Origin of the sequence: Actinoplanes sp. G11-F43, from assembly GCF_050589265.1 — a bacterium.
Classification (GTDB): Bacteria; Actinomycetota; Actinomycetes; order Mycobacteriales; family Micromonosporaceae; genus Actinoplanes.
Genome location: NZ_JBNZCE010000027.1, coordinates 23,086 through 39,241 on the forward strand (window position 1 = coordinate 23,086; position 16,156 = coordinate 39,241).

General features: G+C 70.6%; 15 protein-coding genes. 7 read left to right on the forward strand and 8 right to left on the reverse strand.

The window, feature by feature from the left end; all coding sequences use genetic code 11:
• The first annotated feature begins 86 nt into the window (after positions 1-86).
• From ACQ0O7_RS30265 to ACQ0O7_RS30280, 4 genes are read left to right on the forward strand one after another with little or no spacing between them, the layout of a single operon-like run.
• A complete protein-coding gene (locus tag ACQ0O7_RS30265) occupies positions 87-1,154 on the forward strand; it encodes a hypothetical protein (protein ID WP_430786899.1) in 1,068 nt (355 codons plus the stop codon).
• Positions 1,151-1,537, forward strand: coding sequence for a hypothetical protein (locus ACQ0O7_RS30270; protein ID WP_430786901.1), 387 nt, complete (start codon positions 1,151-1,153; stop codon positions 1,535-1,537). Before ACQ0O7_RS30265 ends, ACQ0O7_RS30270 begins: the two co-directional genes overlap by 4 nt.
• On the forward strand, positions 1,534-2,367 hold the full coding sequence (locus tag ACQ0O7_RS30275) for a hypothetical protein (RefSeq protein WP_430786903.1): 834 nt from the start codon (positions 1,534-1,536) through the stop codon (positions 2,365-2,367). Before ACQ0O7_RS30270 ends, ACQ0O7_RS30275 begins: the two co-directional genes overlap by 4 nt.
• 49 nt (positions 2,368-2,416) lie before the next feature.
• Positions 2,417-3,151 (forward strand): hypothetical protein, encoded by a 735-nt coding sequence (locus tag ACQ0O7_RS30280; RefSeq protein WP_430786905.1) that lies wholly within the window; start codon positions 2,417-2,419, stop codon positions 3,149-3,151.
• Between the two features lie 71 nt (positions 3,152-3,222).
• On the opposite strand, the gene ACQ0O7_RS30285 is transcribed toward ACQ0O7_RS30280, so the two are convergent.
• The 7 genes from ACQ0O7_RS30285 to ACQ0O7_RS30315 form a co-directional block, all read right to left on the reverse strand.
• A complete protein-coding gene (locus ACQ0O7_RS30285; protein WP_430786907.1) occupies positions 3,223-3,699 on the reverse strand; it encodes a 3'-5' exonuclease in 477 nt (158 codons plus the stop codon).
• 123 nt (positions 3,700-3,822) lie between these two features.
• On the reverse strand, positions 3,823-4,635 hold the full coding sequence (locus ACQ0O7_RS30290) for a hypothetical protein (RefSeq protein ID WP_430786909.1): 813 nt from the start codon (positions 4,633-4,635) through the stop codon (positions 3,823-3,825).
• Positions 4,632-5,216 carry an RNA polymerase sigma factor gene (locus ACQ0O7_RS30295; RefSeq protein ID WP_430786911.1) on the reverse strand — a complete coding sequence of 195 codons (585 nt, stop codon included), beginning with the start codon at positions 5,214-5,216 and terminating at the stop codon, positions 4,632-4,634. The genes ACQ0O7_RS30290 and ACQ0O7_RS30295 overlap by 4 nt, the downstream gene beginning before the upstream one ends.
• A complete protein-coding gene (locus ACQ0O7_RS30300) occupies positions 5,213-5,533 on the reverse strand; it encodes a hypothetical protein (protein ID WP_430786913.1) in 321 nt (106 codons plus the stop codon). Before ACQ0O7_RS30300 ends, ACQ0O7_RS30295 begins: the two co-directional genes overlap by 4 nt.
• 120 nt (positions 5,534-5,653) lie before the next feature.
• On the reverse strand, positions 5,654-6,190 hold the full coding sequence (locus tag ACQ0O7_RS30305) for a hypothetical protein (protein ID WP_430786915.1): 537 nt from the start codon (positions 6,188-6,190) through the stop codon (positions 5,654-5,656).
• Positions 6,187-8,601 carry a tyrosine-type recombinase/integrase gene (locus ACQ0O7_RS30310; protein ID WP_430786917.1) on the reverse strand — a complete coding sequence of 805 codons (2,415 nt, stop codon included), beginning with the start codon at positions 8,599-8,601 and terminating at the stop codon, positions 6,187-6,189. Before ACQ0O7_RS30310 ends, ACQ0O7_RS30305 begins: the two co-directional genes overlap by 4 nt.
• Complete coding sequence (locus tag ACQ0O7_RS30315; RefSeq protein WP_430786919.1) at positions 8,598-9,734, reverse strand: tyrosine-type recombinase/integrase; 1,137 nt, start codon at positions 9,732-9,734, stop codon at positions 8,598-8,600. The genes ACQ0O7_RS30310 and ACQ0O7_RS30315 overlap by 4 nt, the downstream gene beginning before the upstream one ends.
• An 800-nt stretch (positions 9,735-10,534) precedes the next feature.
• On the opposite strand from ACQ0O7_RS30315, the gene ACQ0O7_RS30320 reads away from it, so the two are divergent.
• Positions 10,535-12,010 carry a hypothetical protein gene (locus ACQ0O7_RS30320; protein WP_430786921.1) on the forward strand — a complete coding sequence of 492 codons (1,476 nt, stop codon included), beginning with the start codon at positions 10,535-10,537 and terminating at the stop codon, positions 12,008-12,010.
• Between the two features lie 135 nt (positions 12,011-12,145).
• Here ACQ0O7_RS30320 and ACQ0O7_RS30325 read toward each other — a convergent pair whose 3' ends face one another.
• Complete coding sequence (locus tag ACQ0O7_RS30325; protein WP_430786923.1) at positions 12,146-12,838, reverse strand: hypothetical protein; 693 nt, start codon at positions 12,836-12,838, stop codon at positions 12,146-12,148.
• A gap of 497 nt (positions 12,839-13,335) precedes the next feature.
• Here ACQ0O7_RS30325 and ACQ0O7_RS30330 point away from each other — a divergent pair, with 497 nt between their 5' ends.
• Entirely contained in the window at positions 13,336-14,898 is a 1,563-nt protein-coding gene (locus ACQ0O7_RS30330; RefSeq protein ID WP_430786925.1) for a competence protein CoiA family protein, read from the forward strand.
• A 578-nt stretch (positions 14,899-15,476) separates the two neighbouring features.
• On the forward strand, positions 15,477-15,701 hold the full coding sequence (locus tag ACQ0O7_RS30335) for a hypothetical protein (protein ID WP_430786927.1): 225 nt from the start codon (positions 15,477-15,479) through the stop codon (positions 15,699-15,701).
• Positions 15,702-16,156 lie beyond the last annotated feature (455 nt).

Consider the following 16,156-nt stretch of genomic DNA (forward strand, 5'->3'; position numbering starts at 1 on the left):
GGGTGTCTTCACCTGATCCGGTTAGAAGTTGGAAAATGTCTAACAGGGTTGGACATCGTTCTAACCCAACCTCTAGGCTGCTTGTTATGAGCGCCACGACCATCGATCAGGGCCTGGAGCACACGTGTGAGCGCTGCGGGCGCCCGGTGCCGAAGAAGCCGAAGGGCGGCCGGCCCTTCCGGTTCTGCCCCGACTCCGCCGACGAGCCCGGCACCAGCTGCCTGGAGCTCGACCGGCGCGAGCGTGACGCCATGGAGCGTGCCGGGCTCGGCGCGCTGGTCGCCGCCTGGCGTACCGACAGCGATCGGCTGCTGGCCGGCCTGCTGCCCGTGCTCGGGCCGCTGCAGCAACTACAGGACCGGCTCCAGCAGATCGAGGACGCGGCGATCGCCCGCGCGGAGCAGGCCGAGCAGGCGCAACTGCGGGCCGAGGCCGCCCAGCGCACCGCCGAGAGCGCCGCCCGCGAGGCCGACCAGCGCACCGCGCGCGCCCAGCAGCTGCGCCAAGAGGCGCTCGCCGACCGCGACGACGCGATCGAGAACGAGAAGGCCGCCGTCGCCGAGCGCCTCCAAGCCCGCCGCGAAGCCGGCGAGGCCATCAGCCGGGCGTTGCAGTCCGAGCACGGCCGGGGCGAGGCCCAGGCCCTCGCCGACGAACGCGGCCGCGCCCTCGACGCCGAGCGCCAGGCCCGCACCGACGCCGAAGAGCAGGCCCGGCGGCTGACCGCCGAGCTCCAGGCCGAGCGCCGTGAGAACGCCAGCCTCAAGCAGGCCCTTGCCGACGCCGGCCGCGCCGATGCCGAACTGCGGCTGCAGCATCAGGAACAGCTGAACGCCGAACAGCGCAAGCTCTGGGAGGCCGAAGCCGCGCTGAAGACCGCCGGTAAGGAGATCGCGGCACTGAAGACCCGCACCGACGTCCTGGCCATGGGCGTCGAACAGGAACAGCGCAGAACCGCCGACGCCAAGCAGCACGCCGCAGACCTGCAGAACGACCTGAACCTGACCCGCGCCGACGCCACCCGCACCGCCGAAGACCTGGCCCGCCGGGCCAGCGACGCCGAACAACGGCAGGCCGACGCCGAGCGCCGCTACCAGGAACTGGTCGACGCGCTCGCCGGCGGCGGCTTCGCCGCAACAGGAGGAACAGCATGACGACATGGCGCAAGCTCATGTGCCGCCTCGGCCGGCACGAGACCGTGCTGCTGCACATCACCGACGGCTGGCGCCACCAGAACTGCCGGCACTGCCGGCGCGACCTGTGCAGGCCGGCGGACACCCACGTGGCACCCCAGGCACCCCCGGCGCGCGAACGCTCGGCGGCCCGCACCCATCCGCCGGCGTCCGAACGGTCGATCCGCGACCACCTCCGCGAGTTCCCCAACTGGATGATCGAGGAGTGCCTGCTGTGGACCCGCGAACGCGAGGGGCGTGGCTGGCAGTTCACCAGCGGCGCCGCGGCGGCGCGACACTGGCTCGACGACGCGCAGCGCCCGACCCGACTGCCGACGCCGCCGACAGCAGTGACCGGCTCATGACCCGGAGGGACCGGCCACAGATCATCACCACCGCCGGCGACCTGGCCGCAGTGGCCGCCAGCGTCGCCGCCGGCACTCCGGTCTTCGTCGACCCCGACGAGGTGGAACCCGGCGCCGACCCCCGCAACCCCGACACCTGGGCCGTGGTCGCCAGCACCATCGCGGTACCGGTCAACGACGACGGCGAGCTCGCCAAGCCCGGCGAAGCCATCGGGATCCACGAACGGATCGAGGCGGACGGCTCCGTCACCCGGCACCTGGCCAGCACACCCGTGCTCAGCCTGCGGGGCCGGCACCTCGCCGTGGCCGGCGAGGTCGGTCCGACCGCCGTACCCGCCGATCCGGACCAGCGCCGGTCCGAGGCCCTCGACGACCCCGACGGCGACATCGGCCGCTACCTGATGGAACTCGCCGACGCCGTCACCGGCCTCGACGAGGAGATCACCGGCGTGCACGCCGGGCAGCCGTTCGCCCCACCGGTGCGGCGCCGTCTGCTCACCGCCCAGACCCACCTCGCCGCGGCGCTCGAGCAGATCCGCGACGCCACCCGCTTCGGGCAGAGCTGTGGCCTGGTCGAGCAGGGCATCGTCGACGACGACCAACCCTGTGCCCCCGCCGATCTGACCGACACCGTCTTCGTCGACATCCCCCGGCTGCACTACGACGAGGGCGGCTGCCCCGCCCACGCCGCGCTCCTGCTGACCACCGAACCCGGCACCAGCATCACCAAGGCCCGCCGGCCCGAAGCCCGCCACGCCCTGCGCCAACTGCTGCCCGATCTCCCCCTGCCCCCGGCCGACGAGCCGCCGCCCACCGATCACCAGCGCTGACCCGCGCCCGAGTCATATCCCGAGCACCGCCGCGCCCCAGGAGACGCCCATGGAACCCGCCGAGCACACGGCCGACGCGCTGACCGGACAGGCGATCACGGCCTTGACCGCGCTGGCCCGGCAGACCCGGATCCGCGGCGCCGGCACGCCGGCCGCGACGTCCGAGCCCGTCGACTTCGCCGACCTCGCCGCCCACGTGCTGACCGCCGTCGCGGCCAACGTCGGCAGCGTTGCGACGCTGCTCGCCGGCCGCCCCGGGTCCTGGGAGGCCGACCTGCTGCGCCGGCTGCTGGAGGGCACCGCCGGCGAGGACGCCGACGAGCTGGTGCGCTGGCGGACCGAGCCGATCCGGATCTGGTTCGACGCGGCGGACGTCCTCGACGACCTCGGGATCGGCGACCTGTACCAGCAGGAGGAAGACCAGATCGCTGCTCAGGTCAACGGCGGCACCCTGACCGAGGCCGAGCAGGCCGCCGGCGAGGATCTGCTCGACGCGATCTACCAGCTGTGGGAGCAGGACCAGGCCGCGTACACCGCGGCGTTCCGCGAGACCGCCGAGCGCTACCTCGCCGAGATCGGCGGCACCTGCGCCCTCGAGCTCGGCGAGGGGAACCCGGCCACCGTGTGGGACGCCCCCGCCGAGACGATCCGCGAGTATGCCCGCCGGCACACGCCGCTGCCGATGACCGGCAGCGCTCCGGACTGGAGTGACGGCACCCCGGCCGATGCCCTGCGACGTGCCGGGATCACCTTCACCGCCCGCGTCAACGCGTCCCGCACCTGAGCGGTCATCCGCTATCCGTGAGGTGGGGGCGGGATCAATAGCGCTGATCCCGCCCCCACCTTTCCCGGACATCAGCCAGCCGCTGGCACCAGATCCGGCGCAGCCCGGCGGCGCCGCTGGCGGGCCGGGCGCTGCTGTGGGGTCTGGCTCATGTCGAGCAGCACCTGCCGGGCGGCCTGGCAGTCGCCCAAGGCGCGGTGACCGCCGCCGAGCGGCAGCCACCGCGGCGAGCCCTCCCAGTCGGAGCGGGCCTGCATCACACACGCCCACCGGTCGTGGTCGGCGAGGTGACCGGCCTTGCGGCCAGCCCGCTCGGTGTCGCTGAGGACGACGCTCATGTCGTAGTCGGCGTTGTAGGCCAACACCATGCGGCCCTTGGTGATCCGCTTGAGCCGAGGCAGCACCTTGTCCCAGGTGGGCGCGTCGGCGACGTCGGCGTCGGTGATGCCGTGGATCGCCGTCGCGGTCTCGGTGATCGGGCATCCCGGGTTGACCAGCGTGTCGAGCAGCTTGCGGCCGGTCGCGGCGTCGATCACCGCGATCTCCACGATCGGGCCGCCGCTTCTGTCGGGCTTCGGCGGCCGACTAGGCGAGTATGGGCAGCTCAGGGCAGCTTTCTGAGTGCGCGACGCTGTTCTGCAAGGGGTGAACAGCGTCGCGCCAGCGACTGGTTAAAGCCGCCGATATACCTTGCGACGCGGTCGTGACGCGTCGGCTGGCTTCTCCCTTGCCTCATGAGCAGGTTCTTCTCTGAACATCAGGAAGCGCAAGATCCTCGCTGCGTGCTCCCTCTTCAACGGGTCGGGCGCGGTTGTCGCTGTCCTGGTGGCAAGCAAGACAGCAGAGCCGTATGCGCTTCCGAGGGCGAATAGTCCGGCGCCGAGGAGAATGCTTCCGTTGCTCCACTCTCTGAGGATTGAGAGAACGAAGGCGGCGAGCCAAGTCAGAGTCGGGACTGTGAACGCGATGACGCGAGCTCGGATCCGCCGGGCTGCGATCCTAAATTCCTGCAGCTCTCTGCGCTCTGCCTCGGGGTCATGAATTTTCCGAAGCTCAACGGTGCGCCGGTGTTCCGCCTCAGCGACCTCGAGCTGACGTCGATGCTCGGCCTCGAGCGCTTCTTGATCAAGCCTGTGGTTCAGAGCAGCGACTTCAGCTTTGCCACGCTTTCTCTCCAGTTCGAACCGCTGCTCTTCGAGGTGCAACCAACGAGCGGCCAACTCGGGGGTCAGCGCATGGCCGAATTCGATGGACTTCCCGGTGCCAGTCTCGTGGAGAGTGAAAGTCACGTTGGCGTGTTCGGTGGGCTCGATGGCCCGGTCCGGCGCTTCGTCCTGCGAGTCGATCCAGGTGTTGAAGCGGGCGAGGCCCGCCTCGACGTCGTAGGGCTCGGCGCTGTCCAGGTGCTCGGGAAGCTCTTGGTAGAGGTCGGTCAGGGAGATGCGCTCGACGGACTGAGGGGTGTTGTGCTGTTCGTCGTTCATCGCTGCGTCCCGTCCTCGCTGTCGTCCTCCAGGTCGATGAAGATCTCCGCGCGCGGGCCGACCTTCTCTTCGAGTTGCTTGCGTCCGAGGTGGAGATGGCTTCGGACGGTTGAGGGGGTGATTCCGAGATGTTCGGCAATCGCCCTAGTTGTCCAGTCCTGGTCGGCGCGCAGGTAGAAGATCCTCCGGCGTTCCTCAGGCATGGTTTTGATCACGTCCCAGCATTTGCCCACGATCTCTCGCAAGATGGCATTTCGCGATGTCGAGGACTGTCTGGCAAGTCGCTGGTCCATGCTGTAATCCGGATCGCGAAAGAGTCGCTCGTGCTTGCCGGCGCCAAGCCGAAAAGAATCGATGATTTTGAGGTTGAGCACGTGGCGCAGCCATGCGCGTTGCTCGTCAGCATCGAGCAGCAGCAGCGTGTCCCGCTGTTTCATCGCGTCCTTGAACACGTCCTGGACGAGCTGCTCGGCGATGGCGGGGTTCACTCCGCGCCGCGCGACCGAGTGCAGGCGCGCGGCGTGAGCACGGAACAGAGCCTCGAACAGGCGCCGCTCCTCGGGATCGAGGCTGCTGGTCACCGATCACCGCCGGCGGGAAGGGCCCGTTGCTGCTGAGGCGGATGGACCACGAGGTGAACCGCGTCGGGAGGCGGGTCAGACATCCCGTGGCCCACCCAGATCGACATCCCCGGGGAGAAGAGGCTCTTCGGCTGGATGATCACGCTGCCTCCAGGGGCGTGTCGGAGAATGTCGACGTAGGTGATCCGGCGCTGCCGCTCGGCGAGCAGACGGAAGATCATCGAGAAGATCATGAAAGCCCCAAACATCCAGGACGGGGGGAGACCGGGCAGGTGCGCGAGGATCTCGTTGAGGATCTCGCCGTTGGCGTCGTTCATGCCAGTAGGTCTCACGAGCCGCCCGAAGCGTCCAACCACCGCACCAAGATTTTTTAGAATGTCTCCGCATCTCCCCCAAATCGGATTCCTGCCTGCCGTGTGAGCGGCTGCGCATGGTGGTCAGCTGGGGCTGCCCAGGCCGCGATTCGCCTGGGCGAGCAGAGTGCGGTTCGCGACTCGTGCAGCGTCGAGCTCTTCCTCGCGCTCGTGAAGATCTCGCTGGAGATCGAGAACTTCTTGTTCGAGGTGGGCGACGCGGGCGTGGAGCTGGGCGACGTCGTCCGGGGCGCCGAGCCCGGTCTGGCGCCAGACCTGGTCGCCGAGGTGCCGGGACAGCGCGTTCTCCAGGTCGGTGATCTGGCGGGTGAGGCGGGCGTTGCGTTCGGCGGCGTTCGCGAGGTCGGCGAGCAGCGAGCTGCGGCTGGCCTGGATTCCCCTGGGTGCGGTCGGCGGGTCGGCGATGTGGGCGAGCGCCGCGGCGAGCAGGTCCGGGTGGCGATAGAGAAAGCTGCGGTGGACGCCGGCGGCGCGGGCGATGGACGCGACGGACAGCTCGTTGAGCGAGTCGGGCGGGCCGGCGAGGACGTCGAGGACGCGTTGCCGGCGGCGGGCGGTGTCGTCCCGGCGGGCGCGGGCCAGCGCCGCGGCGGTGGTCATGCCGAGGTCCGGACGGTGGGCATGCCGAGCGCGACGGCGGGACGGGTGCGGCGCAGCATGGCGGTGGCCTCCAGGATCTGGGTGCGGTCGTCGTCGGTGAGTTCGTCGAGGTGCTCTTCGACGCGGCGGACCAGGTGCCGGATCTTCTTGATCTCGTCCTCGGAGGGGGCGGCGTCGGTTCGCGCCCAGCCGTCGAGGTCGGTGGCGGCGAGGATGCGTTCGCGGTCGCGGAGCAGGTCCTGGAGGTAGGCGCGCAGGTCAGGCAGGTAGGACGGGTCGGTGCGGAAGTGATGGCAGCCGACGCAGCGGAACCGCAGCGGGCAGGCGCCGCCGCCGGCCTGGACGTTGGTCGGCTCGGTGCAGAGGCCGTAGGGGACGGCGACCTGGCCGAGGTTGCGGCGGACGTGTTCGTGATCGAGGAGTTGTTCGGCGTGCCGCCAGAGCGGGGTTCCGTGCCGGTCGAACTGGTGGGCGGTGATGCGCTCGACCGCGGCCCGGGTGCGTTTCTCGGTGATCCGGTAGTAGATCTGGGTGGTGTCCATCGACCGGTGGCCCATCAGATCGCGCAGGACGTCGGGCGAGACGCCGGCGTCGGCGTGCCGCTGGGCGTAGCTGTGCCGCCAGGCGTAGGGAACGATCGCGGCTTTCGGGAAGATCGCGCCGTCGGCGTGGAGCAGGTCGGGAAGCGCGTCGACCCAGCGCCGGTGGACCTCGCCGAGGGTGTGCATGGGCATGGTCCGGGTGCCGTGCGGGTTGCGCAGCGGGGCAGGCAGCAGGACGAGGCGGGCCGGGTCCGTGCCGGGGAAACGCGCTCGGACAGCGTGCTGCTGGGTGAGGATCAGCTCGCCGGTGCTGTCCTTGATCGGCAGGCGTCGGCCGCGGCGGTGCGTCTTGGCGTCGTCATAGACGAGCAGGTATTTCCCGTCCGGGTCGCGGTCGAGGCAGTCCAGCGGGAGGACGCAGATCTCGCCGGGCCGGCGGCCTGTGTCCATGAGCAGCTGGACGGCGACGCGGGCCTCGGGAAACGAGCTGGTCTCCAGCACGGGTAGTTCCGCGATGAGCTGGGTGAAGATCTCGTCGGGGATCGCGCGGCCCGGGCTCTCCTGGACAGTTTCGGCGGGGATGTCACCGGGGCGGAGCACGAAGTCGTCACCGAGGCCGGCGGCCGGTTCCCCGGGGCGGGTGAGACCGACCGCGCGGACGTCGCGGAGCAGTGCAGCGGCCCGCCGGGCGATCTTGACGTGCTGGTAGTGGCTGATCCTGCCGGTGGCGTTCAGGTGTCCGAGCCGGTTGAGGAAGGCGACGATGTCCGTGCGGCCGAGCAGACCCGGGTGCTGGCCCGCGTCGACGCGCTGCAGGCGCAGGCTCTCCGAAAGGTGCACGACGTCGATGACCCGGCGGCGCAGGACGTGGGCCGAGCGGTGTCCGCGGCGCCGGGGGAAGTCCTCGAAGATGACGCGCTTGGTCGCCTCGCGCAGCCAGGGCTGGTGGATGCCGGTGAAGTCGATCAGCCCGGTGCCGCCGAACACCGCGGCGTTCCAGACGTCCTTGGTCCGTTCGGTCTCCGGGGTGGCCAGCGCGAGCTCGACGTGCCCGACGATCGAGCGCCAGATGCCGCGCAAGGTGTGACAGCTCCAGTTGTCGCCCAGGTCGGCGAGCGAGTTCACCCGGCGGTCGCGGACCCGGTAGGTGAATCCGCGCAGCAGCGGCAGGACGGTTCGGGTGCCGGACGCGCAGCGCTGCTGGACGCCGAACAGCAGCTCGGCGCGGGCCAGCGGCGGCAGTCCGCGCAGGCTGATCAGACCCCGTTCAACGACTGCCGGTTGGTCCACCATCCAGTCGTCCAGCTTCAGGTTCGGATCGCGTCGCCGGTGTTGGTTCCACTTCCCGTCGTGCGCCCGGCAGAGCGTTGAGACGCTCCGGTCGCGCGGGCGCGGGCAGGCCGGGACCGCGCAGGATCCGAAGCCGGCCAGCCCGACCACGTCGCTGCGGCGCAGGAACTGTTCCAGGGGAAGGCCGAGCAGGGTCTTGGCTCGCTGCCACTCGTGGGCGCGGCAGAGGCTCTTGCGGGTGCTCAACGCCGGCCGCTGACATTCGTCGACCACGCAGGGCGGCTCGCCGATGGTGCGGCCGCGCCGTGGCCGGAGCAGGAACTCCTCCAGCGCCTCGCCGGAGGCCTTCCACCGGTTCGTGCAGGTCGCGCAGAGCCCGCCCGCCCGCTGGGCGACCACGCCGCATTCGGTCACCCGGCAGACCGCGTAACCGAGCGTCCGGTGCTCGGGCGCGATCAGCATGATCTGCCGCTGCGGATCCCAGCCGATCCCGGCGAGGAACTCCTCGTCCAGTAGCGCCTCCAGCTGGGCCGCGTCCGGTTCGCGCGGCCTCGACGCGATCGCGAGCGCGGTGCTCATCGCGTCGGCCCGGTGGTGGTCATCCGGCTGGCGATGGCGACCCGGTCGACCGCGTCGCGCAGCCGGCCGAAGTCCGGGTGCAAATAGACCTGAGTCGACGACGGTGACCGGTGACCCAGCAGCGCCTGGGCCTCGTCCAACGCGCCGCCGGCGTCCAGCACGTTCGAGCCGAACGCGTGCCTGAGCATGTGCGGCGTCACTGTCCGATCGAGTCCGGCCCGGCCGCAGAGCCGCTCGAAGACCTCGTTGACCGTGCCGAGCCCCATCGGGTCGCCGGTCCGCAGCACCACCAGGACGAAGTCGTTGTCCGCGCCCGAGATGGCGGCCTCCCGCTCCGGCCAATACTGGTCGTAGGACTGGATCAAAAGCCGGTCCGCCGGGACGTGCCGCGAGTGACGAGACTTCGCCCAGGCGCCGTTGACGTTGTCGCGGCGGACCACGTGCAGGTGCGGGCCGCTGACCCGGCAACCCAGCGCGGACGAGTCCGCCATGAAATGAATGTCTTCGCGGCGCAACCCGACCGCCTCACCGCGCCGAAGCCCCGCCCGGGCCAGCAGCAGCACCAGGAACCGGTCGCGGGCCGTCTTGGCAGCCTTGAGCAGCGCCAGCACCTCGTCGTCGGTCGCCCGGTCGACCGGGTCCTGCGGCTCGACCAGCCGATGCCGCGCCCTGGCCCGCACCCGTAGTCGACCGTCCTCGCCCCGCAACTCAGCCGGGAGATCGCGATCGTCGCCGAGCTCGTAGAGCTGCGACAAGATCAGCGCCGGAGCGCGGCCCTCCGCGACCGCGAACGCCAGGAACCCGCGAACCGCCGCGAGGATCGCGTTGACGCGCTTCTCACCCCGCGCGGCGGCGGCACCCGGCCCGCGAGCGGGGCCGGAGACCGGCTGGTGCCGCAGCCACAGCATGAACGAGCCCAAGGCTCCCGCCGCGTCCGCCCATCGCCGATTCGATCGGCCGCACCAGTCCAGGAAGAGTGCGAGGGAGCCGGCGTACGAGGCCGTTGTGCTCTCGGCCGCGTCCCGGCCGAACCGGAGGTGACGCAGGAATGCGTCGGCGTCCTGCACGGGCGCGAACCCGTCGTCGAGCACCGTCCAGTACCGCGCCAGTGATCGCCGTGCGTGTCGTACCACTGCTGCAGCCCGCGGACCGCCGGCGCCGACGACCACCAGCACGCCCGCACCAGCACCTCGGCGACGTCGTCGGGCAGCTGCAGCACGACCAGGCCCGCGTAGCCGGCGTCGCCGGCGCCCCACGGCCGGCCCCGCCGGGCGCCGTGCGGTACCGGCCGCCACCGCCGGCCCAGCCAGCCCCGCTCGGTGAGTTCCTCGCGCAGCGCGGGCAGCACCCAGGCGCCCCGGGCCCCGCGCAGCACCCCGGCCTCCCGCAGCCGCGCGTGCTCGGCCGCCAGGACCCGCCGCTCGGCCGCGAGCCGGGCCGTCGTCCACTGCTCCGCCTCGGCCCGCTCGTCGAGCCGCTCCCGGTGCTGGGCCCACCAGTCCGCCTCCACCGCCGCGGCGATCGTCACCCGCGCCGCGACCGTCTCCGCCAAAACGAGATCGCAGCGCACCGAGAACGTCCTCATGCCCGATATCGTGTCAGGCCAACACGATTCTGCACGCGTAAAGCAGTACGACTTTCCGCCGTGCCGGTGCGCGGCCGAGATCAGATTTCGGGGAAAGACCTGGGCCCGAGCGGGGGTTACGGCCGGTGTGGGCCCCGGCTACTGCCCGGTGTGCCGACTCGCCGTGCAGCATCGTGCGGATGGCGTCGCGGTTGAGCCTGGCCCGCCGGTGCGGGGCCTCGGCGACCCACAGCATGGCCCAGGTGGACTTGCCGAGCCAGTGTGTCGGCCGCGGCCCGGGGCGGGGCTGTCAGCCTCGCGGGGAGCGGGCCTTTCGGTGACCCGGTGTGCGCGGTAGCGTCGCGGGCTGTGACAGATCAGTCAGAGCCGATGCGTAGCTACGACGACCTCCTCGCTGATCTGGGGTGGCTGTCGCCGGCGGAGATGCGCCTGCGTGCTGCCGCCCAGGAGCAGCCGGTGGTGTACGCGCTGTGCATGGGGTTGCAGGCATGGGACCACGTGGGGCGCCGGGACTGGCGTACCCGCGAGCAGGTCGTGACGGCGGCCCGGCACATGGTGGCCGCGGGCACTGCCGGCCCGGCGCAGCTGTCCGAGACCGCGGTGACGCAGGCGATCGAGGAGGCGCTCCGCGAGCCGGCGCTGCTGGAGGCCGACGAGGCCGGGCGGTACCGGTCGGCGACGACCAACCCGGAATTCGACATCTTCGGGGTGGGCTCGGGCCTCTACCTGGACACCATGCGCGCCCGCAAGGACGACCCCGTCCGGCTGTCGCCGCTGGAGGCCATCCGTGCCGGCCACGAGCACCACGGTCATGACCCGGTCGATCTGGACGCGGCGCAGCGGTGCTTCGAGCGGGCGATCGACAGCGGCGACCCCGACGGACTCGCTTTCGGGCAGGCGGCCATGGCCGAGCTGGCCGAGACCCGGGAGCGGCCTGAGGAGGCCTCCGAGTGGCAGCGCCGGGCGTTCGCGCTGAACCATCCGCAGGTGTCACCCCGGGCCGGGATGTGGCTGGCCGGGCAGGCGTACGACGACGGCGATCACGCGGCGGCGGCCGCCATCGTTGACCAGCTGCTCGACGCCGACCCCGGATCGGGCGTGCTCGCCGACGCCTGGAGCCTGCGCTCGACGATCCACTGGGCGGCCGGAGAACAGCAGCAGGCGCTGTCGGCCATGGCGACCGCGATCGAGCACGCCGGGCCGCTGTCGCACCGGCTGTGGGCGCACATCGCCCGGATGCACGCCGCCGGCGGTGACTTCGCGGCCGCCGTCGACGCCCAGGAGCACGTCCTGACCGTCCCGTTCTCCGACGACGACGCCGTGGCCATCTACCTGCAGCTGATGCAGGGTGCGGGCCGGCTCGCCGAGGCGCCGGCCCGGCTGCGCGAACTCGCCGAGGGCGAAGTCATGCTGCTGACGGCCGGGCAGCTGTACGCGGGGGTGGCGTCGGCGTACGCGATGCTCGGCGACGACGACGGCCTTCGGGAGGCGATCGCCGAGGCCCGCACGCACCTCTCGGCCCGGACGCCGGAGGTCGCCGGCCGGCTGGACCTGCTGGAGGCGGCGCTGGCTATCGCCGACCGCGACGACGATCGTGCTGCCGAGCTGTTTCGCGGCCTGGTGGCCGACGGCGACGAGACCCGGCAGGCGTCGACGCACCCGCTGCTGCTGGCCGCCGGCGACAACTACGCCGCGCAGAACGGCTTCGCCGCGTTCGACGGCGCCCGTCCGCTGCTGGAGTTCCTGATTGCGAAGGGATCACCGCAGGCAGTTCAGTGGGCATCGGCCCAGATGGCCGCGCTGGATTCCACTCGCAGGAGCTGACCTCCGCGCAGTGAGCCCATGAGTGAGGCCGACCCCATGAGTGGGGCCAGCCTCGGTCGTTCGTGTGAGGAAGCGGGGATCGGCCAGGTCGTGTTGTACCCGACGATCCCGCCCCGTTAGCGGCGGCGCGGAGACTCAGTCAATCTTGGCCTCCGGGTCGGCGACGAATGCGAGGAACTCGATGCCGAGCGGCGTCGCCGCCTTCGCCCAGACACCGCTCTCGCTCATCACCCCGGTGACCGGCTGGCTGATCAGACCGGCGTTCATGAGCGCGCCGGCGTACCGGGTGATGAGGTCCTGGCGGCCCGCGAGCTCCGGCATACCCGCTTCCACCACGACGGCCTTCGCGCCCGCGTAGATGTTCGGCTTGTCGATGCCGTGACGCTCGAACCACGTCGGTGGATCGGACAACAGCGTCAGCATCCGCACATGAGTCGCGGTGAACCGGTCGATCATGTCGAAGAAGAGTTGCTGGGTGTCGTCGTCCGGCGCATCCGGCATCACCGAGTTGACCACCGCGTTGCGCAGCACCTCCAGCTTCTCGGCGCGGGAGGTGCGGTCGGCGATCTGTGAAGCGGTCGTCAGCGCGTCCATGAATGTGTCCTCGCCGGCGAGGTGCTCGAAGTCCCCGATGCGGTCCTCGAGCTGGTGAACCTTCTCGGCAAGCAGGTTCAGCCACCGCGTTCGCCGGTCGGCGAGGCCTCGCCCGGCGGCCTCGTTGAAGGCCACCTGAATGGCACTGCCCCCGACGGGGATGAAGGAGATGGCCATCTCGGCGACCTTGGTGAGCCCTTGCCTGCGGTCGCTGTCCTCTGGGTACGGATCCACACCAGGATGGTGCCGCACCGAGGCAACGAGACCAGGAAGAGATTTTTCCGGGGCCGCACGAACTCTGAGCAGGTGGAACGCCCTCACCAGAGCAGCTTTGGGTACCCGCGAACCTCACCCCGGCGGGCTACGTGGTCTTCCTGCTCGCCGTCCTCGCCCGGATTCACCGCCGGTGCGCTCACCTAGCTGGCTGAGCAACCCGTCGCCGCGGCGTTACTTGCCCGATGCGCAGCCGTGGGTGCCGCGACGATCCTGTTCCACCACCATCGGCCGGGAGGGATTGCCGCTTCTCGGCGACCAGACAACGGGCTGCCGGGCTCTGCCGCTTCGGCGCGGCCCGTGGCGCTGGGTGCCCGGATTCAGCACATGACAAGAGACGGGCTTCCGGAAGCGTCCGGAAACGCGGAGCGTAAGTGTCGTACCCCCGTGCGAACATGGCCGCGACCCCCTTCATCGACCGAGCCGCGGTCGTACCACACCCACCTCATAGGAGGAACTTGTCTGCTCTGATTGCACCGACCAGCGCCTGGGACATCGATCCGTACGCCTTCTCTGACGGGGTGTACTACGTCCCTGCCGGCATCGAGCTGCAGCCCCGCCTGCCTGGCTGGGGCCACCCCGCCCGGCCCGGCCTGCGCGAGCGGGTCGCCGGCGACCGGCCGCACGGAATCAGCGGGCAAAAGCTGCTCTGCCTGCTCTGCATGCGACTGCGCGCCGACGAAGGACTGCCGCCGCAGCCGGTGTGGATGACGTTCGTCGACGGGCCGCACGCACCGGTGTTCCGGCACGAGGACGGTCGTTCCCCGCACGTCGAGCACACCGTTGAGAGCGACATCCACAAGGCGCTGAAGGACCGCGAGGCCGCCACCTGGACCGCGGCCGGCGCGACGGACGTCACCGTCGAGACGTGGCGTCCCCGCGCCAAGCGCCGTCCCGACGTGCTGGCCGTCGGTGCCCGGCTGACTGTGGCGGGGGAGATCCAGCACACTCCCCTCACCCCGGCGGCGGTGAACCGCAGGCAGAACGCCCTCGCCTCGGCGGGCGATCGCGTCGTCTGGACCACCGACAACGACTCCGCCGACGTCGCGTTCCTGCGCCAGGTGCCGCATCTTGTGGTGCCCGCGCTCGAGGACTACCGCCTGTACCGGCAGGACCGGACCCCGCAGCTGAACGTGATCTCCGGCTGGACCGCGTTCGAGTCCCAGCCCTGCGGCTGGTCCGACATGTGGCGCGACAACAGCATCCGCTGCCCCGTCACCGGGCGGCTCCAGTCCTGCGGCCGGCGGCACCTGTACCCGACCTTCAACGCGTACGCCTACCGCTCGGACCCCAACGCCCGGTTCCCCTGCGGCCCCACCCCGGACCTCGACCACCTGCTCGAAGGCATCCTCAACGACGGATGGCGGCCCTATCCGGTCGGCGGGCAACGCACCACCTGGATCCCGACCGCCGTCTACAACGACGTGGTCGCCGAACGCGGCGGCAGCGTCGAGGCCGCCGAACGGCCCCGCCCGCCCGTGATCACCCAGTCACGCGGGAGCCGGGTCTGCGAGAAGAAGGCCATCACGCGCTCCGCCGTGGACCGGGCCTCGCTCACCGAGCGGTTCCATCCGGGCCAGCCGCTCGGCATCGCACCCTCTACCCCGCTGTCCGAGACCCCGCCGGCACCGGTCGCGGCAGCCGAGGAACCGGCCGTCAGCGTGCAGCTGGTCATCCCGGGCATGCAGGCGGTGGACGAGGCCGCCCTGGAGCTCGCGGCCGCCAACCTGGCGGCCTTCGTGGAGGCGGTGCGCGAGCGCGCCCGGATTGAGGGCGACACCCGCGGCTACACCCCGCACGTCGGTGAACCGCGGCGCGACGCCGCCGCCGACATCGACGGCCGCTTCGGCTGGACCTTGGCCGTCAACGGCCGCGACCAGGCCATCCTGATGCCCGGCGTCGAGTTGGCCCGCCTGCACGGCACCGGCCTGTCCGCCCCGTGCGTCATCGTCAACGGCAGCGCCTGGTGGTGGAACGACGCGGCCAGCATGGCCGTGCCCATCCCCGGCCGCACGACGTAGCCGCCCGCCCGGGCTGCTTGCGCCGGCCACGGCTCCCTGCACGGCTGGCCCGGCCGGTGCAGGCAGGCAGTCCGGGTAGAGTCTTTCGGGCCGCCGTGGGAGCGTAGGAGCGGTGCGATCTGGTGGGACCGGCTGCTCACTCGCACAGGGCCGGGTGGGCTTGTGGTGGCGGCCTTTCAGGGCGTGGGCATGTAGTTACTCTGTGTTGATCAATGATCGACGTAGAGCATCTGAATGTATATTGACCGGGCTGTTTGCCTCGTGATTTGGCTCACGACATTTGCCATGTTACTAGCGGGTAAGCCGGTCGCCACCTGGCGCTTCGCGGTTGATATTAACAGGGCTGACGTGCCCGAACGCGTGATCGAGATAGCCAATCATCTATGTTACGGAGCGCGGTCGGCTCCCGGCACTGAACTTGCATCGGCGGCCCGGGACGTCCACTCTGGTCCCAGTTACAAACCACGTCCCGCCAGGGGCGGAAGAACTCCTTCACTCGGGCTGGCGCCGTCCGCTTGCCCTCAGCTGAGGCCGGCGCATCAGGCGCAGGTCACGGCCCTCCGAAGGAGGACCCCGCAATGGCGCGGAATGAACGTCGCGAGCCCGAGGACGACCCCACCGGGTCTGAGCCGGACCCGCACCCCAGGGACTGCGGCAACGACAGCACCGTGGCCAAGGTGGCAGACGCCATCCGGGCCGCCTTCGAGGCTGTCCGCCTGTGGGACCTGCTGCAACAGGACGGAGCGCCGGACACCGGATCGGTGGCCGACGCTCTCGTAAAGTGGATCAGCTCGATCATCTGATCACTGTGGTGCCGGAGGGCGTCTCGTTCCCGCGAGGCGTCCTCCTCTACTTGGTAGGCATGCCTACCAAGTCGTCTCGGCGGCAAGCATCGCAAGTTTGCGATCGGATCGCAAATAGAAGTAGAAGAACTCACCATCGCCGAATCTGAAACTTATTAATCAAAGAGGCATCTTCTACTTTGCATGCCGGTGCGCCGTCTCGTATCTCGGTGCAACCCGCGAACGCCGGCCACGAAAGGCGCCGCCCGGCCGCATCACCTCAGCTCAGGGGCACTTCATCCCGCGCGAGCCGCATCGCCGCAGTGGCCAGCAGGCCGGCGGCGTGCTTGTGGGGTAAGAGGGCTGCGTCAGGTCGTGCCGGTCGCGGATGTGGGCGTACAACAGCGCCCACGCGTCGGCGTCGTCGTACTCGGCGTGCAGCCGGCGCGCGTGGCCGCGCGGGCACCGCAGCCCGG